Origin of the sequence: Microbacterium sp. ZW T5_56, assembly GCF_044987425.1 — a bacterium.
In the GTDB taxonomy this organism is placed as follows: Bacteria; Actinomycetota; Actinomycetes; order Actinomycetales; family Microbacteriaceae; genus Microbacterium.
On the sequence record NZ_JBJDRI010000004.1, the window covers coordinates 94388 to 112758 of the forward strand.

The window sequence follows — 18371 nt, forward strand, 5'->3', positions numbered from 1 at the left end:
CCCCTTCCCCTCCGTCTCGGTGTCAGTGTTTGGGGGCGGCGAGCGGGATGAAGCGGCGGTCACCGGTCGCGGCGATGTTGTCGAGGAACGCGCCCGCGAGACGCAGCGTGCGGGCCGCGCGCGGATTGCCCTGGCGGCGGGCGAGGACCGGACCCAGCTCGCGGGCGAACGCGGTGATCGCAGGCAGCGGGCGCATCGCGATCGTGATGCGCGTGATCCGGCCGTCCTCGTCGAGCTCCAGGTGTTGGAACTCCTCCAGCGCCACACCGCGGACCGTCGCGCGGCCCGCCACCACCGCCGTGCGGCCGTCGCGGAGGCACGACACCGGTCGGTAGTCGGCGATCGCCTCGAACACGGCGGACAGCAGGTCGCGGATTTCCTCCGGGCCGGAGAACACGAAGCCGTCCGTCAGCGGCGACACCATTTCGACGTTCGGAGCCAACGCGCTGGCGGCCAGATCTGCGTCGTGCTCTCGCCCCGCTGCGATCCAGCTGTCCAGGTGCATCGTCGTCATGCCAGCACCGTACTCCCGATCACGTCGTACACGCGAGAAACCCAAGCAAGTCCGAGAAACCCTGCAATGCGGGGTTTCTCGGACTTGCCTGGGTTTCTCGGCGTCAGTAGCGCAGGCCGTGGCCGAAGCGGAACGTGGGGTTCTCGGTATCGAAGGCGACGTCGGATCGGCTCGCGGCGACGGCGTCGTCCGAGCGCGGCAGATCGAACGGCAGAGACCCGAGCGGCGCGCGCTCGCCGAACAGCACGCGCAGCACGGCCAGGTCAGAGGCGCCGTAGTTCGCGATGACCGCGCGCGCCGATTCCTCAAGACCCCCGAGGACCGCGGGACGATCCAGGTAGATGTCGATCACGGTGGGCACCTTCTCGGCGATCGCGGTGAGGCGGGCGTGCTCCTCGGTCGGGAACTCCAAAGAACCCTCGTGGAACATTGCGGAGAACCCGCCGCGGTCGCGGATCTCGAACGGTGCCTTGATCCGCAGGATCGCGACGTCGGCGTCGTCGGGGGAGTCCACGACCGTCCCGAAATCTGCAAGCACCTCTGCGCTCACGCCCTCGGCGTAGACCTTCACGCCGCGAGAGAGCGGGAGCACGGAATCGGTGTTCGTCAGCAGGGTCAGCGAGTCGCTCTGGGCCGCGAGACCCTCCTGCACCCACTCGCTCTGTCCCACCACGATCGCGGCGCGGTCCTCGTCGACGAAGGGGTTGTCGAACAGGCCCAGGCGGAACTTCTCGGTCAGCAGTCGCCGGATCGAGACATCCAGGCGCTCCTCGGATACGGCTCCCTGGCCCAACAGGTCCAGCAGCACGTCGGTGCACAGCTCGCCGCCGAACTGATCGACGCCGGCCTCCAGCGCCTTGACCATGCGCTCCGGTCGCGTCAGCTGCTCGACGCCCCAGGCGCGAGCCGGCATCTGGCTGCCGAGCACCTCCGCGTCGGTGAGCAGACCCCAGTCGGTGCACACGATGCCCTCGAAGCCGAGGCGGTCGCGCAGCAGGGTGGTGAGGACATCCTTGTTGAAGCCGAAGCCGACCTCTTCCCACTCCGTGCCCACCGGCATGCCGTAGTACGGCATCATCTGCGTCGCACCGGCATTGATCGCCGCGATGAACGGGCGCAGGTGGTACTCCTGCTCACCGCCCGGATACACCTGTTCGCGGCCCCAGGGGAAGTGCGGGTCTTCACCGTCCTTCTGCGGGCCACCGCCGGGGAAGTGCTTGACCATTGCTGCCACCGACTCGGTGCCGAACCGCTCGCCCTGGAAGCCGCGGATGTAGGCGACCGCCAGGTCAGAGGTCAGATCAGCACTCTCCCCGAACGTGCCGCTGATGCGCGACCAGCGGGGCTCGGTGGCGAGGTCGATCTGCGGGTGCAGGGCGACGCGCAACCCCACCGCAAGGTACTCCTGACGGGCGATGTCGCCGAAGCGCTCCAGTCGCTCGGGAGACGCCAGCGCGGCAAAACCGAGCGTCTCCGGCCACTGCGAGAACGGGCCCGCGAGGATCGAGGTGAGCGGGTTGTCGCTGAAGGCGTGGCGCGGATCGGTGGAGAACGTGATCGGGATGCCGAGTCCGTTCTCCAGCGCCGTGCGCTGCAGGTCGTTGTGCCAGGCGGCGAACTCCCGCCCATCGCCGGCCGCGCCGATGATGTTGAAGTGCGTCATCCGGCGCTTGCGCACCATCGAAACCGCGGACGGAATGCCGAACGTCGGGTTGGACTCGGTCGGGTCGCCGTAGGCGATCATCGTGTGGAAGAACATGCCGGCCTTGTCGGCGGCGTCCATGCGGCCGAGGAGATCCTCGACGCGCTGGGCGACGGACAACGACGCGTCCTGATATGGGAAACGAGGGGAATCGGTCATGATCTCTTCCTACTTGGCGGACTTGATGAACCAGACGCAGACAGCGCCGAGAATGCTGAGCACGATGCCGATCGGGAACAGTCCCTCGTAGCCGAACACCAGAACGATCGCACCCGCGAAACCGGGGGCGAACGTCTGCGGCAGCGTGGCGGCGATGTTCACGACGCCGAGGTCCTTGGCGAACGACTTGGCCGACGGCAGCACTTGGCTCATCAGTGCTGTGTCGACAGCCTGGAACATGCCGAACCCGAATCCGATGACCGCCGTCATGATGAGCCAGGACTCGTAGGTGGGCCAGATCCACGGCAGCGCGAGGGCCAAGCCCATCACCACCGAGGAGCCGAATACGAAGGGCTTGCGACGGCCCACGCGGTCGGAGAGCGGTCCTGAGACGACCGTGGCGATGATCGTGCCTACCAGACCCACGATGCCGAGCAGTGGGATGACGGTCTGCGGTTCGGCGATGCCGATGTAGTCGCCCAGGATGTACAGCTGGTAGCCGGTGACGCCGAAGTAGCCCGTGTAGAGCAGCAGACGTCCGGTGAAGGCCCAGAAGAAGTCGGGGTGCTTGACCGGGTTGACCCAGAACGTGCTGATGAAGTCGCGGAAGCTGAACGGCTCGCGCTCGAAGTTGGTGCTGGGGCGGTCCGGGTTGAGGATGACGAACAGCGCGATGACGACGAAGGCGAAGACGGCGAAGATGATGTAGCCGGCCGTCAGACTGTCGAACAGCAGAGAGCCGATGATCTGGCCGCCGAGGGCGCCGGCCATCAGACCGATGCCGGACAGCGCCGCGAAGGTGCCGCGGCGGGCGATCGGCACGCGGTCGGGGAGGACGGCGGAGAGCGGACCCTGCGCGAAGTTGTAGGCGACCTGCACGAGGCACCAGGCGATCAGAATGCCCGCAAACGAGTTGGCGAACGCGAGACCGACGAGCGCGAGTCCGCCGCCGAATACGCCCAGCATCATCCACGGTGCCCGGCGGCCGTATTTCGACCGAGTGCGGTCGGACAGCTGGCCGGCGACAGGCTGGGCCACGAGGGCACACAGCGCGCCGACGGTCGCGATCACCGCGAAGGTGGCGACCTTGCTCTCCGGAAAGAGCAGCTCGATCTGGTGCGGCAGGAGCACGCCAGGTACGGCACCCCAGATCAGGAAGATCGCGAAGTTCGCCGGGATGATCGAGCCGAGGAGGCGCCCCAGACCCTTCAGCGGCGGGGGCGGGTCGTCCTCGCCCGAGGCGGTGCGGACGTAGGTGGTCTGCGTGAGCGGCGGTTGCACCGTTTCCGGCGCGTCGGGTGAAGTCGACGACATTGTCAGTCCTTGCCAGGTCAGGAATCGAGTGGGGATGTGACGCCCGTCATGACGGGTCAAAGCGGTCCGCCATGACCGTTGCGATGACGCTAGCATGAAAACCGACACTTGTGTAGGTGTTCGTATAAAAAGCAGGCCAGAGTACTTTTTGGAGGGCGGGTGCGGGGCGAGAGACGGAGATTCACCGGTCAATGCCTACACCCGTGTCGGTTTTGTTTCGGCGAGTGCTACGGTGTCAGCATGACCCCGACCGAGGACGCCGAAGCACGCGGCTATGCCAACGGTCGCGCGCGCCGTGACGTGATCATCCGCACCGCTTCCGAGCATTTCGCGGAGCGCGGTTTCGTGTCGGCCACCATCCTCGAGATCGCCGCAGCGTGCGGCATCTCTCGCGCCGGACTGCTGCATCACTTCGCCGACAAGGAAGCCCTTCTGCACGCCGTGCTCGAGACTCGTGACGAAGAGGACCAGGAGCGTTTCGCCCCGTATGTCCAGGCTCACGGCGCGATCGGGGTGCTCCGCGGCATGGTGGACCTTGCCGATCACAACCGACTCGTGCCCGGCCTCATCGAGCTGTTCGTGCGGCTGTCGGCCGAGGCCGCCGCCACTGATCATCCCGCTCACGGCTACTTCACGCGGCGCAACGAACGTATTCGCGAGGGAACGGCGCGAGCGCTTCGTGCGCTTCAGATGCGCGAGCTGGTGCGAGCGGATCTTGACGCGTCCAGCGCCGCGCTGCGCCTGACATCTCTGATGGACGGTCTGCAGTTGCAGTGGCTGTTCGATGCCCGTGTGGATCTTGCTCAGGAGATCCGTGGCGTCGTGGCGGAGTGGCTCACCGCCGAGGGCCGTGAGGCCTTCGATGCCGCACGGCCCGCGCTCGCCGCGTGAGCGCGACTACTTCAGCAGACGGCTGAGCCGACGATCCGCGAGGGGCTTGCCGCCGGTCTGGCAGGTGGGGCAGTACTCGAGTGAACGATCCGCGAAGAACACGCTGCGGACGATATCGCCGCAGACCGGGCAGGGCTTGCCGGCCTGCGCGTGCACGCTCATGCCTGCCCGTTTCGCGTCTTTCAACTCCGCCGGCGGTTTACCCGAAGCAGCGGCGATCGCGGTGGTCAACGTGTCGATCATCGCCTGATGCAGACGTGCGGTGTCGGCCTCGCTGAGCGTCGCGGCGATCGCATACGGCGACAACTTCGCGGCATGAAGGATCTCATCCGAGTAGGCGTTGCCGATACCGCCGATGATCGACTGATCGCGCAGCAGACCCTTGATCTGCGTGCGTCGACCAGCGAGCAGGGCGCGGAACTCGTCCAGGCTGAGCGGCGGGTACAGGGGGTCGGGCCCGAGTCGAGCGATGCCCGGCACCGTCTGCGGGTCGCGGGTGACATAGACGGCAAGGGACTTCTTGGTGCCCGCTTCGGTGAGGTCGAAGCCAGAGCCGTCATCGAAGGCGATGCGCAGCGCGATGGGCGTGCGGCCCGGCTTGATCAGCGTGGCGGGCAGTGTGTCGTACCAGCGGAGCCACCCGGTCTTCGCGAGATGAAACACCAGGTGAAGCTCGTCACCGGTCGCGGTGTCGGTGACGATGTCGATGAACTTGCCGTGACGCCCGACCGTGCACACGGTGGTATCGACCAGTCGGTCGATGGGCGGATCGAAGGTCTTCAGCGCAGCGATGGAGACGACGGTCGCCTTCGTGATCGTGCGGCTCGTCAGACGGTCGTCGAGATAGTCGACGAGTCCCTGTACCTCCGGCATCTCAGGCATGCGCCCATCCTGCCACCCGGCACGGACACCGGCGACCCGTCAGCCTTCGGGATAGAGCCAGACCACGGCCGCCCACCGGGTACCGAGCTCTGCCGTCACTTCCAGCCCGCCTTCGGCGACGGAGAGATTCGAGTCGTGCTGGATGCGGTAGGTCTTCCCGTCGCAGGGCACCTCTGCGGAGCTGCCGGCGAGCACCCCGAACGTCAGCGGCGCGCCACCCGTGCACATCAGATCGGCGCCCATTGTTCCGACGAACTCCCGTGGGCGCGTCCGCGAGAGCGAACGGTCGGTCGGGGCGTAGTCGGCGATCAGGACGGCGTTCTCCGGCAGCGCGGGTGTGACCAGGTCGTCGACAGCCGGGGGCTGGGTCGGGATCGGCGTGGCGACCGCGGACGCCTCCGGAACGGCAACCTCGACGGTTGGTCCCGGAGTACAGCCACACAGCGCGAGGACGAGAGCTGCTGTCGCTGTAGCGAGGAATGTACGCATGCCGTGACCCTAACCCCGCGGGTTCGCACAGGTCCAGGCGACTCAGCCGAGCACGTCCCACGCGACGGGAGCAGGGGAGTCGGTGAACAGCCGCCCGGCGCTCCACCCATCGGTGCGTCCGCCGCTCGTCGTGATGAACGCGCCGCGTCGCACGCCCTCGAAGCGGAACCCGAGGGCGCGCGCCGCGCGGGCGGACGCGATGTTACCGGCCGCCGCGTTCCATTCCAGGCGATCCAGGCCCAGACCCGTCGGCTCGAATCCGTGATCGATCACCGCGCGGGCGGCCTCGGTGAGGTAGCCGTTGCCTCGTTGATCGCCGCGCATCCAGAACCCGATCTCCGCGGCGCCCGGGCCGCGTCGCGTCAGGCTGATCATCCCGACCAGGGGTGCGGTCTCCTCATCGGTTGTGGTTCGAATCGCCCACTCGAAACCGGTATCCGCCGCCGCCCGCGCTTCCGCTTCATCGATGAACGCCGCCGCATGCTCGGAGGTGTACGGCGACGGGAGGGGCGTCCAGCGCGGGATCTCCGGATCCTGGCAGGCGTCGGTGAGCGCGGGAACGTCCGCGGCGATCGGTGCGGACAGGGTCAGACGCGCTGTGCGGAGAGTCGGAATGCTCATGAGTGTCCTGCGGAAAGGACGGAGGGAGCGGACGTCTGCCGCTCCCTCCGTCGAAGCGTGGTGCTCAGCGTCGGCGCAGCAGGCCGACCTTGTCATAGACCTCGCCGAGCGTCTGATCGGCGACGGTCTCCGCCTTGCCCGCGTTGACGGACAGCACGCGGTCGAGCTCGGCGGGATCCGCCATGAGCTCCAGCGCCTTCTCGCGGACCGGCTCGAACTCGTTCACGACGGCCTCGGCTACGGCCTTCTTGAAGTCGCCGTAGCCCTTGCCCGCGAACTCGTCCTCGATCGCCGGCACCTGACGACCGGTGAGGGCGGACATGATCACGAGCAGGTTCGAGACACCGGGCTTGTTCTGGCGGTCGTACCGGACCGCGCCGTCGTTGTCGGTGACGGCACGCATGATCTTCTTCGCGTTGACGCTGGGCTCATCGAGCAGGTACAGCACACCCGACTGGTTCTCCGCGGACTTCGACATCTTCGACGTCGGGTTCTGGAGATCGTGGATGCGTGCCGTCTCCTGCTGGATGACGGGGTTCGGCACGCGGAACGTCTCGCCGAAGCGCGCGTTGAACCGCTCCGCGAGGTCGCGCGTCAGCTCGACGTGCTGCTTCTGGTCCTCGCCCACCGGGACGACATCCGTCTGGTAGAGCAGGATGTCCGCGGCCATGAGCACGGGGTAGGTGAACAGACCCACGCTGGCGGTGTCCGCACCGTAGCGCGACGACTTGTCCTTGAACTGGGTCATGCGCCCCGCCTCACCGAAACCGGTGAGCGTCGAGAGGATCCAGGCCAGCTCAGCGTGCGCGGGTACGTGCGACTGCACGTACAGCGTCGAGCGCGTCGGCTCGATGCCGGCCCCGATGTACTGTGCTGCCGTGCGGCGCGTCTTCTCGCGCAGCTGCTCGGGGTCCTGCGGGACCGTCAGGGCGTGAAGGTCGACGACGGAGAAGAACGCATCGTAGGAGTCCTGCAGGCCGCGCCACTGCATCAGCGCACCGATGTAGTTGCCGATCTGCAGAGAGTCGGCGGAGGGCTGCATTCCAGAGTAGAGGCGCGCTTTTCCAGTCACCCCTTGATCCTACGCGTGCTCCGGTGCTGCTCCGATGCGCCCTCCGCGCTGTGGCTGCCATACTGGCCGCATGGGCGAGCAGATCACCGTCACCGAGAAGGACATCCGGGGGATCCGTCGTGACTTCACGCGTCACGCCATGACACGTCCGGCAACGGTCGTCGCTCTCATCGTCTTCGCGTTGGCCGCCGTTGTGTTCGTCATCGTGGCGCTCGCCGCGGAGCCCGCCTTCTGGGTGGCCGTAGCCGCCGCAGCGCTGACGATCGCCCTGATGCCGTTCACTCTCGGACGGCGTGTCACACGAACCGCTCGGACGGCGATGCCGGCAGGGTCGTGGATGCGCGCGTACGTCGAGGATGGCTCACTGAAGACCGAGGGCCCTGCGGGTTCGGCGTCCACCCTGCTGTCGGCGTTCCGCCGCACCATCGTCTACCCCGACACCGTGCTCATCCAGCGGACGGGCTCGAACATCGCGGGAGTCCTGCCGCGGCGCTGTTTCACCGCTGAGGAGATCGCAGTGCTGCGCCGTGTCGACGCGGCGCGCGGGCGCGGCGTGCAGATCTCGCCCTCCGCGCCCACGGCGTCGCCGAATCAGATCTCGTAGTCGACGATGACCGGGGCGTGGTCGCTCCAGCGAGTGTCGTAGCTGGGCGCGCGGAACACGGAGTAGTTCGACGCGACGGCGGCGAGAGCCGGGGACGCCAGGTGATAGTCGATTCGCCACCCGGAGTCGTTGTCGAATGCCTTGCCGCGAGCCGACCACCACGTGTAGGGACCGGGGACCTCTCCCGCATGCGCACGACCCACGTCGATCCAGCCGAGGCCGGTTCCGACCGATCCGTCCACTCCGGTGATCTCCGTGCCCGCTGCGCCGAGGAAGCGGTCGAAGTACGCGCGCTCGCGCGGAAGGAAGCCGGCCTTCTTGACGTTGCCCTTCCAGTTCTTGATGTCGAACTCGCGATGGCCCACGTTGAGGTCACCCGTGACCAGGGCGAGCGCGTCGTCGGCACTGAGCTCGGGAAGCCGCAGCGTCATGGCATCGAGCATGGCCCACTTCGGATCCTGCTTGGCCGGGGTCTCCGCCTCACCGGTGAAGACGTAGGCGGACACGATGGTGACCGTGCGGCCGTTGACGAGGAAGTCGGACTCGATCCAGCGCCCGGCTGTGTCGTGTTCGGCAGCCGTGATTCCGATGCGCACGGCGTCGGCCTCGGTGCGACTGGCGATAGCCACTCCCGCGCGTCCCTTCGCCGTGGCCTCCTCATCGACGATGGTCCAGCCGGGCAGGGCCTTCTCGAGCTCTGCGCGCGGCGCACGGACCTCTTGGAGAGTGAGGACGTCGACGTCCGCGGTCTCCAGCCAGTCGTGCATGCCGTTGCGCACCGCCGCTCGAATGCCGTTGACGTTCACGGATGCGATGCGAAGACGTGTCATGAGTACAGGCTATCGACCCCCTCGGACATTGATCCGCGTCTTCAGCGCCGTCCGCGCCGCGGGCGTTGCGCTTCCAGTGCAGCCAGATGCTCGCGCGCCTCCTCCAGCTCGTCCCGCGCCCGGGTGACCGTGCGGATCGCGCGGCCGCGGGCGGCCCACGCGGCGTCCCGGCGCGCCAATCTCGCCTCTCGCAGCCGCACCTCCGCGGCACGGACCATGAGATCGGCTTCATCGATCCGGCGCTCGTGCTCACTGCGCTCGACGATCGGGGTGTCGGTGTCATCGGCGCGTTCGGTGATCCAGGCTGCCGCCAGGAGCACCACGATCATCGCGACCCGAAACCAGAGGAACAGCCCCAGAAGAATGGCGAACGTGGCGATCAGGGGGTTCGCCGGCGGTCGGCCCAGCAGCCAGCCGGCGGAGAACTGCAGCACCACCAGCGCGACCGATCCGGCGACGGAAGCGGGAAGCACCTGCCGCAGGCTCAGATCCGTGCCACTCAGCCACGTGAACAGGGTGACGAGCACCACGAAGTCCACCAGCAGCGTCACCACGACCGTGGCGGACCGGCCGAGTATCACCACGACCGGCACCGTGTCGGTCCAGCCCAGAGCGTCGAACGCACCGCCCAGAGCGGACGTCCCGATCGCGCTCATCGCACCACCGGTGAGCAGCAGAACGGCGTAGCCCAGCGCTGCCACCGCGTCCCAGACCTTCACCATCGCGAAGTGCGCGTCGACGGCGGGGAGCCCGAACATGTCGCGGACGGCGCTGCGGAGGAACGTGACCCAGCCGACGGCAGTCCAGGCGAACACGACGAATGCCACGATGCCGGTGACTGACCAGACCGGCCGCGCGCCGGCGGCGAGCTCGCCGATCTGCGCGTCGGAGATCAGTCCCGGTCCGCCGTCGAGGGAGATCAGCCCGGGCGCGAGTCCGCTGACCAGACCCAGCAGCGAGTCGACGGCCTGCTCGGACGAACCCAGCCAGATCCCGAGCACCGCCACGGCGATGTACAGCGCCGCGAAGACGGCGAACACGGCCTGGTCGCTCGTTCCAGACGCCAGCAGGAGTCCATTGCGCCGATTGAAGTGCACCCACACGCGCAGCGGAAATGAGTTCGTGAGGGCGTGTGCGAGCGGTCGGGTCCGAGCCTCCCGGCCTCGCTGTGTACTCTCGGCGCTCACCCCTTCAGCCTACGGGCGCAGTCTCGGCCGCCCCGGACGCGAACGAATGAGTCTGCGCCGAAAGCATGAGGGATTCACGCGATCCGTCCCCATCTCGCCGCACTCTCATGCGTTCGCAGCACTCCGGTGGGCTCAGTCGGACGACGAACCGTCGCGCTGGCGCTTCAGCTCGCGCTCACGCAGAAGGGTCTGCTCGATGCGCTGGCGCGCGGTGATGCGCTCGGCAGGTGTGGCCTCCAGCTGTTCCAGCTCCTGCTGACGCAGCTCGAGCTTCTCCTGGGCCCGCGTCACGTCACGGCGCGCATGACGACGATGCCAGAACCCGGCCTCCGCAACGGCGCCGCGCGCTTCGGTGAGCTCCAGCTGCGCGGCATCCATCAGCACGAGTGCGTCCTGGATCCGCTGCTCGCGCGCACCAACGCGCTCGATGACGACGTCGTTGTCATCCGCGGACTCGGCGACCCACGCTGCTGCCAGCAGGATGGCCACCATCACGAAGCGAATCCAGAGCAGCAGACCGATCAGTACCGCGAACGTGACGAGCAGCGGGTTGCTCGGCGTCTTGCCGATCAGGAAGCCGAACGCGAGCTGCAACACAGCAACCGCTCCACCGCCGAGAAGCGCGCCCGGAAGGACATGGCGGTTGCTCAGGGAGGTGGCCGTGAGGAAGCGGAACAGCACGACAAGCGTCACCGTGTTCACGGCGAACAACACGGCGATCGACACGACCCGACTCACGAACGCGAGCCACCCGTCATCCGTCCACTGCAGCAACGAGAAGAGCCAGCTGAACGCGGAGGTGGTGCCCCAGCCGAGCACCGCGCCGATGAGCAGCAACACTGCGAAGCCGATTGCCGCGAGGAGATCGCGCACCTTGAGCAGGATCGCATTGCCGGTCTCGTTGGGAAGGCCGAAGATGTCACGCACGGTGGCGCGGATGGCCCCGATCCATCCGACCGCGGTGAACAGCACGACGAGAAGGGCGACGATACCCGTGATGCCCAGAGTGGTCGCGCTCTGCGAGGCGACGTCATGCACGGCGTCGGGGGAGATGATCCCCCCGTGTTCTTGGATCGCGCCGGGGAGGTACTGGTTGATGACGTCGATGAGGCCGTCGATCGCGGCGGCGTTGGAGCCGAGCCAGAGTCCCGCGACCGCGAAAGCCAGATAGAGCGCGGCAAAGATGGCGAACAGCGCCTGGTAGCTCACTCCGGCCGCGAGTGTCTGGCCGTTGCGCCGCGAGAAGCGCTGGAAGACGCGCACCGGGAACCACTGCATGACCTTCTCGGCGGTCTGCTGCGCATGCTGCACCACCGCCGCCGGTCCCGAGGGCTCGTCCGATTCCTCCGTCGCCACGCTGTCGCGTCGCTCCGCCTCACTCACCGCGCCACCGCCTTCCCGAATGCTGCCGCCACATCGAGTGCGGCGGGAGCACCGTTTGGGTAGAGCGGGAGATCGATCGGATTGATGTCTGAGATGTCGTACCAGCGAATCGGGCTGCCCTCATCGAGCACGAACAGCTCGGCATCAAAGGGGACTTCGTCCAGCGCGCGACCACGAGCGGCGAAGACAAAGGCGATCTCATGGCCGGGCTCGCCCTCGTACTCGAACAGGTTCTCCGTGACCGAGATCAGCTCGACCTCGTCGGGCTCGAGCCCGAGTTCCTCCACGAACTCGCGCCGAACGGCCTGCTCCGCGGTCTCGCCGAACTCCACACCGCCGCCGATGGCCCGCAGGAAGCGCTGACCGGTTGCCTTCTCAAAGCCCTCCAATGCCAGCAGGCGCCCCTCTCGAACGGGCAGACCGACGGCGATGACTCGGATAGCGCTCACCCGTCCACGCTAACCGATCGGCTCCGAATGAGCCGGACGGGTTGACGTGCCCGACCGCCCGGCGCTAACGCAAAACGCGAGGGGCGCCGTCAATGACGGCGCCCCTCGCGTTCGCGAATATCAACGGCGGCCCGAAAGCACCGCCTGCTTGACCTCGGCGATGGCCTTGGTGACCTCGATGCCACGCGGGCACGCCTCGGTGCAGTTGAAGGTGGTGCGGCAGCGCCACACGCCTTCCTTGTCGTTGAGGATGTCCAGACGGACGTCTGCGGCGTCGTCACGCGAGTCGAAGATGAAGCGGTGCGCGTTGACGATGGCGGCAGGTCCGAAGTACTGACCATCGGTCCAGAACACCGGGCAGGACGACGTGCACGCGGCACAGAGGATGCACTTCGTGGTGTCGTCGAAGCGCTCGCGCTCGACGATCGACTGCGTGCGCTCCTTGCCGGGCTCCGGTGCCTTGGCGGGCTGCAGGAAGGGCTGGACCTCGCGGTAGGACGCGAAGAACGGCTCCATATCGACGATGAGGTCCTTCTCCAGCGGCAGGCCCTTGATCGCCTCGACGTAGATCGGCTTGGAGATGTCCAGGTCCTTGATCAGCGTCTTGCAGGCGAGGCGGTTGCGGCCGTTGATGCGCATCGCGTCCGAACCGCAGATGCCGTGCGCGCACGAGCGGCGGAACGACAGCGAGCCGTCGACCTCCCACTTGATCTTGTGCAGCGCGTCCAGCACGCGGTCGGTGGCGTACAGCTCGACGTCGTAGTCCACCCAGCGGGGCTCGGCGTCCTGCTCCGGGTCGAAGCGACGGATGATGAACGTGACCGTGTAGGCCTGCACACCGGAGTCGTTGGTCGGCGCCTCAGCGAGATCAGTCGACATCAGTACTTCCTCTCCATCGGCTGGTAGCGGGTGACGACGACGGGCTTCCAGTCCAGCTTGATGTGGTCGGTGGCGTCATCGGAGTGCGGATCCCCGGTGAGGTAGGCCATCGTGTGCTTCATGTAGTTCTCGTCGTCGCGCTTCGGGAAGTCGTCGCGCATGTGACCGCCACGGCTCTCCTCGCGGTTACGGGCCGCGTACACGACCACCTCGGCCAGATCGAGCAGGAAGCCCAGCTCGATCGCCTCCAGGAGGTCCGTGTTGAAGCGGCGACCCTTGTCGTCGACGTAGATGTTCTTGTAGCGCTCGCGCAGCTCCTCGATGGTGCCCAGCACGCTCGTGAGCGACTCCTCGGTGCGGAACACCTGAGCCTTCATGTCCATCTCGTCCTGCAGACGCTTGCGCAGCGTCGCGATCCGCTCGGTGCCCTTCGCGTTGCGGACGCCCTCGACCATGTCGATGACAGCCTGCGCGGGGTTCTCCGGAAGCGGCACGAAATCGGCGGTGCTCGCGTACTTGACGGCGTTGCGACCGGCGCGCTTGCCGAACACGTTGATGTCCAGCAGCGAGTTGGTGCCGAGGCGGTTGGAGCCGTGCACCGACACGCAGGCGCACTCACCAGCGGCGTAGAGGCCCGGCACCACGGTGTTGTTGTCTGCGAGGACCTCGGCGTCGTTGTTGGTGGGGATGCCGCCCATCGCGTAGTGCGCGGTCGGCATCACCGGAACCGGCTCGACGACCGGGTCAACGCCCAGGTAGGTGCGCGCGAACTCGGTGATGTCGGGGAGCTTCGTCTCCAGCACCTCGGCACCCAGGTGCGTGCAGTCCAGCAGCACGTAGTCCTTGTGGGGACCGGCGCCGCGACCGTCCAGCACCTCCTGGACCATCGAACGCGCGACGATGTCACGCGGTGCGAGGTCCTTGATGGTGGGGGCGTAGCGCTCCATGAAGCGCTCACCCGAGGCGTTGCGGAGGATGGCGCCCTCACCACGCGCACCCTCGGTGAGGAGGATGCCGAGGCCGGCGAGGCCGGTGGGGTGGAACTGGAAGAACTCCATGTCCTCCAGCGGCAGCTTCTTGCGCCAGATGATGCCCACGCCGTCACCGGTGAGGGTGTGGGCGTTGGAGGTGGTCTTGAACATCTTGCCGAAGCCGCCGGTGGCGAAGACGACCGCCTTCGCGTGGAAGACGTGGATCTCGCCGGTGGCGAGCTCGTACGCCACGACGCCAGCGACCTTCGTGTCCTTGCCCTCGCCCACCGTGATGAGATCGAGCGCGTAGTACTCGTTGAAGAAGTTGATGCCCAGGCGGACGCAGTTCTGGAACAGCGTCTGGAGGATCATGTGACCGGTGCGGTCGGCGGCATAGCAGGCGCGGCGCACCGGCGCCTTGCCGTGGTCACGGGTGTGACCGCCGAAGCGACGCTGGTCGATCTTGCCCTCGGGCGTGCGGTTGAAGGGGAGGCCCATGTTCTCGAGGTCGATGACCGCGTCGATGGCCTCCTTGGCGAGGATCTCCGCTGCGTCCTGGTCGACGAGGTAGTCGCCGCCCTTGACGGTGTCGAAGGTGTGCCACTCCCAGCTGTCCTCTTCGACGTTGCCGAGCGCGGCGGCCATGCCGCCCTGCGCGGCACCCGTGTGGGAGCGCGTCGGGTAGAGCTTGGAGATGACCGCGGTCTTCGCGCCGGGTCCCGCCTCGATCGCCGCGCGCATGCCCGCGCCGCCGGCGCCGATGATGACGACGTCGAACTGGTGGTAGTGCACGCCGTCCTTGACGTACGAGTCTGCTGTCTCAGTAGCCACGCTGTGATGCCTCTCGGAGTTCCCGCTCAACTGCACGTCACGCCGGCGACCACGTCACCGGCGGTGGCGCCGATGCAGGGGTCGAAGGCGATCACGACGTAGGTGCCGAGGATGATCAGGACAGCCGCGGCGATCCAGATCAGGCTCACCAGCACCGTGCGAACGGTCTTGTGGGTCACGTAGTCGTTGGTGACGGTGGTCATGCCGTTCGCGCCATGGATCAGCGCGAGCCAGAGCATGAGTCCATCCCACACCTGCCAGAACCCGCCGGCGTACTTGCCTGCGACGAATCCGAACGTGATCTGGTGGATTCCCTCACCCGTGAGGAGATTGACGAACAGGTGTCCGAAGATCAGCACGATCAGCAGCACGCCGCTGATGCGCATGTAGAGCCAACCCCACTTCTGGAGGTTGAAGCCGCCGTTGCGCTTGACGTGCGGCGTGCGCGGCATCGCGAGCATTTCCGCGGTCATCAGTGACCACCTCCCACAGAGCTGAACACGCGCACCAGGTGCGCGGGGGCGAAGCCCGCCATCACGACGACCCAGACCGCGATGACGCCCCAGAACAGCTGACGCTGGTACTTGGCGCCCTTCGACCAGAAGTCGACGAGGATGATGCGCAGACCGTTGAAGGCGTGGAAGGCGATGGCGGCGACGAGCACCGTCTCACCCAGGCCCATGACCGGGTTCTTGTACGTGCCGATCACGGCGTCGTACGCCTCCGGCGACACAGTCAGCAATGCCGAATCCAGCACGTGGACCAGCAGGAAGAAGAAGATCGCGACACCGGTGATGCGGTGCAGAACCCAGGACCACATGCCTTCGTTACCCCGGTACAGGGTGCCGCGCGGCGTCTTCGATGTGGTCTCGGATACCGACGGTGTCAAGCGAGCGCTTGTGGACACGTCGTCCTCCCTGATCGATGAGAAGCGCGGGCGTGAACGGCACGCGAGCGCATCCACATCCTATGCCCGCAGTGCAGACGGGTCGAGAAAGGACACCCTTACTCTCGGGGGTAGTGCGCCGCGTCCCGGGCGAGCCGTCGCGCGGACTTCGCGGGTACCGCTGCGCGAGCCGTCAGGAACCGACTTCGCGGTGCCGCTACCGTGAAGGGCATGACTGCGCCTCTGGACGACTTCTACGCTGTGATTCCGGCAGGAGGCATCGGCAGCCGCCTGTGGCCGCTGTCGCGGGCCGATGCGCCGAAGTTCCTGCACGATCTGACGGGTTCCGGGCACTCGCTTCTCCGCGACACCTGGGAGCGGCTGCTGCCGCTCGCCGGAGCGGATCGTATCGCCGTCGTCACGGGCCGGGCGCACCGCGCGGCGGTGGAAGAGCACCTGCCCGACCTCGCCGACATGAACGTGTTCCTGGAGTCCGAGCCGCGCGAGTCGTCCGCGGCGATCGGGCTGGCTGCCGCGGTTCTTCATCGCCGCAATCCCGACGTGATCATCGGCTCCTTCGCCGCAGACCACGTGATCCGTGGCGAGCGCGTGTTCGAGTGGGCGGTGCAGCAGGCCGTCGCCGTGGCGCGCGCCGGCTACATCTGCACCATCGGCATCACGCCCACGGAGCCGTCGGTGGGCTTCGGATACATCAAGCGCGCCGATGACGAGCTCGCGGTGGACGGCGCCCCCGAGGCTGCACTGGTCGAGCGCTTCGTCGAGAAGCCCGACCTCGACACGGCGAAGCAGTACCTCGACGAGCGCACGTATCTCTGGAACGCGGGCATGTTCATCTCCCGTGCCGATGTGCTGCTGGAAGAACTGCGCCGCACCAAGCCCGCGCTGCACGCGGGACTCGTCGAGTTGGCCGAGGCCTGGGACGACAAGGATCTGCGCGGCCCGGCGGTCGATCGAATCTGGCCTCGGTTGGAGAAGATCGCGATCGACTACTCGGTCGCAGAACCCGCAGCCGACGCCGGACGACTTGCGGTGATCCCCGGCCACTTCGACTGGGACGACGTGGGTGACTTCGCGAGCCTGGCGAAGCTGCAGAACCGGGGGCGACCGAGCGATCTGGCCATCATCGGCGCGGATGCCCGCGTGCTCGCGGATGCGTCCAGCGGCATCGTCGTGAGCCAGACCAAACGCGTGATCTCGCTGATCGGCGTGCGTGACATCGTGGTGGTCGACACCCCCGACGCGCTGCTGGTCACCACCAGCGAGCACGCGCAGCGGGTGAAGGGCGTCGTGGACGCGCTGAAGCTCACCGGCCGGGGTGACGTCCTGTAGGTTCACGTTTCCTGTAGTTCTCTCGTTGTGATCATCTGCGCAGATCAGCGCGCAGTATCGCTGGCGAAAACCGGGTGCCCTGCTCATATGAGCACGACGTTGAGGATCTGTTGCATCTCGATAACCATTGGATCTGCACCCGTCGAAGCGCGCATGTTTCCGGGTAGTTTTCGAATGCTCCCGTGAAGTCCGCGGGGCCTATCCCGTGGAGGCCTGAGTGACCATCTCAACCACCAAGAAGATCGTGGGCGTCGCAGCAGCAGCCGGCCTGCTCTTCGCGCTCGCCGGCTGTGGTGCCGCACCCGAAGACACCACGTCGACGTCCAGCGCAGGCGCCACCGGCGGCGCTGAGAAGCCCGCCGACAGCAACTTCAAGCCCTGCATCGTCTCCGACGACGGCGGTTGGAACGACAAGTCGTTCAACCAGTCCGCCAAGGAGGGCCTCGACAAGATCGCCGCCGAGCTGGGCGTCGAGACCGTCGAGCTGCAGTCCGACGGCGACAGCGACTACGCGCCCAACCTGGAGCAGCTGGTCAGCCAGAACTGCACCTACATCGTGACCGTCGGCTTCAAGCTGGCCGCGGCTACCGTCGACTCGGCCAAGGCCAACCCCGACATCAACTACGCGATCATCGACGACTCCGCCGATGTCGACACCGACGGCAAGACCGACGCCCCGAACATCAAGCCGCTGCTGTTCGACACCGTCCAGGCCGCCTACCTCGGTGGCTACGCTGCAGCCGCGTGGTCTGACGCGAGCGGCGTCAACAAGGTCGGCACCTTCGGTGGCATCCCGATCCCGCCCGTCACCATCTTCATGGACGGTTTCGTCGACGGCGTGAAGAAGTTCAACGAGGACAACTCGAAGAACGTCGAGGCCATCGGCTGGGACGTCGCCGCACAGAATGGTCAGATGACGGGTGGCTTCGCGGCCAACGACACCGCCAAGCAGACCGCTCAGTCGCTGCTGGACCAGGGTGCTGACGTGCTGCTGCCCGTCGGTGGCCCCATCTACCAGTCGGCCGCTGCCGCCATGGCAGAGGGCGACGTCATGCTCGGCGTCGACTCCGACGTGGCTGTGTCCGACCCCTCGGTCGCCGACAAGGTGCTCGTCTCGATCATGAAGCGCATCGACGAGGCCGTGTACAGCTCGGTCAAGGAAGCTGCTGCCGGCAACGTGGACGTGACCCCCTACCTGGGCACGCTCGAGAACGATGGCGTCGGTCTCTCCAGCTTCCACGACTTCGAGTCGAAGCTGCCGGCCGGTCTCACCGACAAGCTGGACGCCCTGAAGAAGGACATCATCGACGGCAAGATCACGGTCACCTCGGTTTCTTCGCCGAAGGCCTGACCCACT

The 18371-nt window shown here is 66.9% G+C and carries 19 protein-coding genes; 4 read left to right on the plus strand and 15 right to left on the minus strand.

The window, feature by feature from the left end; all coding sequences use genetic code 11:
• Window positions 1-22: 22 nt before the first annotated feature.
• The 3 genes from ACI3KU_RS03200 to ACI3KU_RS03210 all read right to left on the minus strand — a co-directional run bounded on the left by ACI3KU_RS03200 (window position 23) and on the right by ACI3KU_RS03210 (window position 3689).
• On the minus strand, window positions 23-514 hold the full coding sequence (locus ACI3KU_RS03200; RefSeq protein WP_404920844.1) for a nuclear transport factor 2 family protein: 492 nt from the start codon (window positions 512-514) through the stop codon (window positions 23-25).
• Between the two features lie 103 nt (window positions 515-617).
• Window positions 618-2375 (minus strand): glycoside hydrolase family 3 protein, encoded by a 1758-nt coding sequence (locus tag ACI3KU_RS03205; RefSeq protein ID WP_404920845.1) that lies wholly within the window; start codon window positions 2373-2375, stop codon window positions 618-620.
• A gap of 9 nt (window positions 2376-2384) precedes the next feature.
• Window positions 2385-3689 carry an MFS transporter gene (locus ACI3KU_RS03210; protein WP_404920846.1) on the minus strand — a complete coding sequence of 435 codons (1305 nt, stop codon included), beginning with the start codon at window positions 3687-3689 and terminating at the stop codon, window positions 2385-2387.
• Between the two features lie 240 nt (window positions 3690-3929).
• Between ACI3KU_RS03210 and ACI3KU_RS03215 the strand changes: the two genes are divergently transcribed.
• Window positions 3930-4580 carry a TetR/AcrR family transcriptional regulator gene (locus ACI3KU_RS03215; protein WP_404920847.1) on the plus strand — a complete coding sequence of 217 codons (651 nt, stop codon included), beginning with the start codon at window positions 3930-3932 and terminating at the stop codon, window positions 4578-4580.
• 6 nt (window positions 4581-4586) lie between these two features.
• Here ACI3KU_RS03215 and ACI3KU_RS03220 read toward each other — a convergent pair whose 3' ends face one another.
• The 4 genes from ACI3KU_RS03220 to trpS form a co-directional block, all read right to left on the minus strand.
• Window positions 4587-5462 carry an Fpg/Nei family DNA glycosylase gene (locus tag ACI3KU_RS03220; protein WP_404920848.1) on the minus strand — a complete coding sequence of 292 codons (876 nt, stop codon included), beginning with the start codon at window positions 5460-5462 and terminating at the stop codon, window positions 4587-4589.
• A gap of 39 nt (window positions 5463-5501) precedes the next feature.
• Window positions 5502-5951 carry a hypothetical protein gene (locus ACI3KU_RS03225; RefSeq protein ID WP_404920849.1) on the minus strand — a complete coding sequence of 150 codons (450 nt, stop codon included), beginning with the start codon at window positions 5949-5951 and terminating at the stop codon, window positions 5502-5504.
• 42 nt (window positions 5952-5993) lie between these two features.
• Window positions 5994-6572: a GNAT family N-acetyltransferase gene (locus tag ACI3KU_RS03230; RefSeq protein WP_404920850.1), complete on the minus strand. Its 579-nt coding sequence runs from the start codon at window positions 6570-6572 to the stop codon at window positions 5994-5996.
• A gap of 64 nt (window positions 6573-6636) precedes the next feature.
• The gene (trpS, locus tag ACI3KU_RS03235) at window positions 6637-7644 is read right to left on the minus strand and encodes a tryptophan--tRNA ligase (protein ID WP_404920851.1); all 1008 of its coding nucleotides are present in this window, start codon (window positions 7642-7644) and stop codon (window positions 6637-6639) included.
• A gap of 70 nt (window positions 7645-7714) precedes the next feature.
• Here trpS and ACI3KU_RS03240 point away from each other — a divergent pair, with 70 nt between their 5' ends.
• Window positions 7715-8248, plus strand: coding sequence for a hypothetical protein (locus tag ACI3KU_RS03240; RefSeq protein WP_404920852.1), 534 nt, complete (start codon window positions 7715-7717; stop codon window positions 8246-8248).
• Here the strand turns inward: ACI3KU_RS03240 and ACI3KU_RS03245 are convergent.
• The 8 genes from ACI3KU_RS03245 to sdhC form a co-directional block, all read right to left on the minus strand.
• Window positions 8236-9078 (minus strand): exodeoxyribonuclease III, encoded by an 843-nt coding sequence (locus tag ACI3KU_RS03245; RefSeq protein ID WP_404920853.1) that lies wholly within the window; start codon window positions 9076-9078, stop codon window positions 8236-8238. The genes ACI3KU_RS03240 and ACI3KU_RS03245 overlap by 13 nt on opposite strands.
• 41 nt (window positions 9079-9119) lie before the next feature.
• Entirely contained in the window at window positions 9120-10265 is a 1146-nt protein-coding gene (locus tag ACI3KU_RS03250) for a YihY/virulence factor BrkB family protein (RefSeq protein ID WP_404920854.1), read from the minus strand.
• Between the two features lie 132 nt (window positions 10266-10397).
• Window positions 10398-11648 (minus strand): YhjD/YihY/BrkB family envelope integrity protein, encoded by a 1251-nt coding sequence (locus tag ACI3KU_RS03255; RefSeq protein WP_404920855.1) that lies wholly within the window; start codon window positions 11646-11648, stop codon window positions 10398-10400.
• On the minus strand, window positions 11645-12097 hold the full coding sequence (locus tag ACI3KU_RS03260; RefSeq protein WP_404920856.1) for an NUDIX hydrolase: 453 nt from the start codon (window positions 12095-12097) through the stop codon (window positions 11645-11647). The genes ACI3KU_RS03255 and ACI3KU_RS03260 overlap by 4 nt, the downstream gene beginning before the upstream one ends.
• Before the next feature lie 120 nt (window positions 12098-12217).
• Window positions 12218-12976: a succinate dehydrogenase iron-sulfur subunit gene (locus tag ACI3KU_RS03265; protein WP_404920857.1), complete on the minus strand. Its 759-nt coding sequence runs from the start codon at window positions 12974-12976 to the stop codon at window positions 12218-12220.
• The gene (gene sdhA / locus ACI3KU_RS03270) at window positions 12976-14778 is read right to left on the minus strand and encodes a succinate dehydrogenase flavoprotein subunit (protein WP_404920858.1); all 1803 of its coding nucleotides are present in this window, start codon (window positions 14776-14778) and stop codon (window positions 12976-12978) included. Before sdhA ends, ACI3KU_RS03265 begins: the two co-directional genes overlap by 1 nt.
• A gap of 26 nt (window positions 14779-14804) precedes the next feature.
• A complete protein-coding gene (locus ACI3KU_RS03275; RefSeq protein WP_231092577.1) occupies window positions 14805-15251 on the minus strand; it encodes a succinate dehydrogenase hydrophobic membrane anchor subunit in 447 nt (148 codons plus the stop codon).
• Entirely contained in the window at window positions 15251-15685 is a 435-nt protein-coding gene (gene sdhC / locus ACI3KU_RS03280; RefSeq protein ID WP_231092578.1) for a succinate dehydrogenase, cytochrome b556 subunit, read from the minus strand. Before sdhC ends, ACI3KU_RS03275 begins: the two co-directional genes overlap by 1 nt.
• 210 nt (window positions 15686-15895) lie before the next feature.
• Between sdhC and ACI3KU_RS03285 the strand changes: the two genes are divergently transcribed.
• Both ACI3KU_RS03285 and ACI3KU_RS03290 read left to right on the plus strand, forming a co-directional pair.
• Entirely contained in the window at window positions 15896-17014 is a 1119-nt protein-coding gene (locus tag ACI3KU_RS03285) for a mannose-1-phosphate guanylyltransferase (RefSeq protein WP_404920859.1), read from the plus strand.
• Between the two features lie 217 nt (window positions 17015-17231).
• A complete protein-coding gene (locus ACI3KU_RS03290; RefSeq protein WP_404920860.1) occupies window positions 17232-18365 on the plus strand; it encodes a BMP family protein in 1134 nt (377 codons plus the stop codon).
• The last annotated feature ends 6 nt before the right edge of the window (window positions 18366-18371 follow it).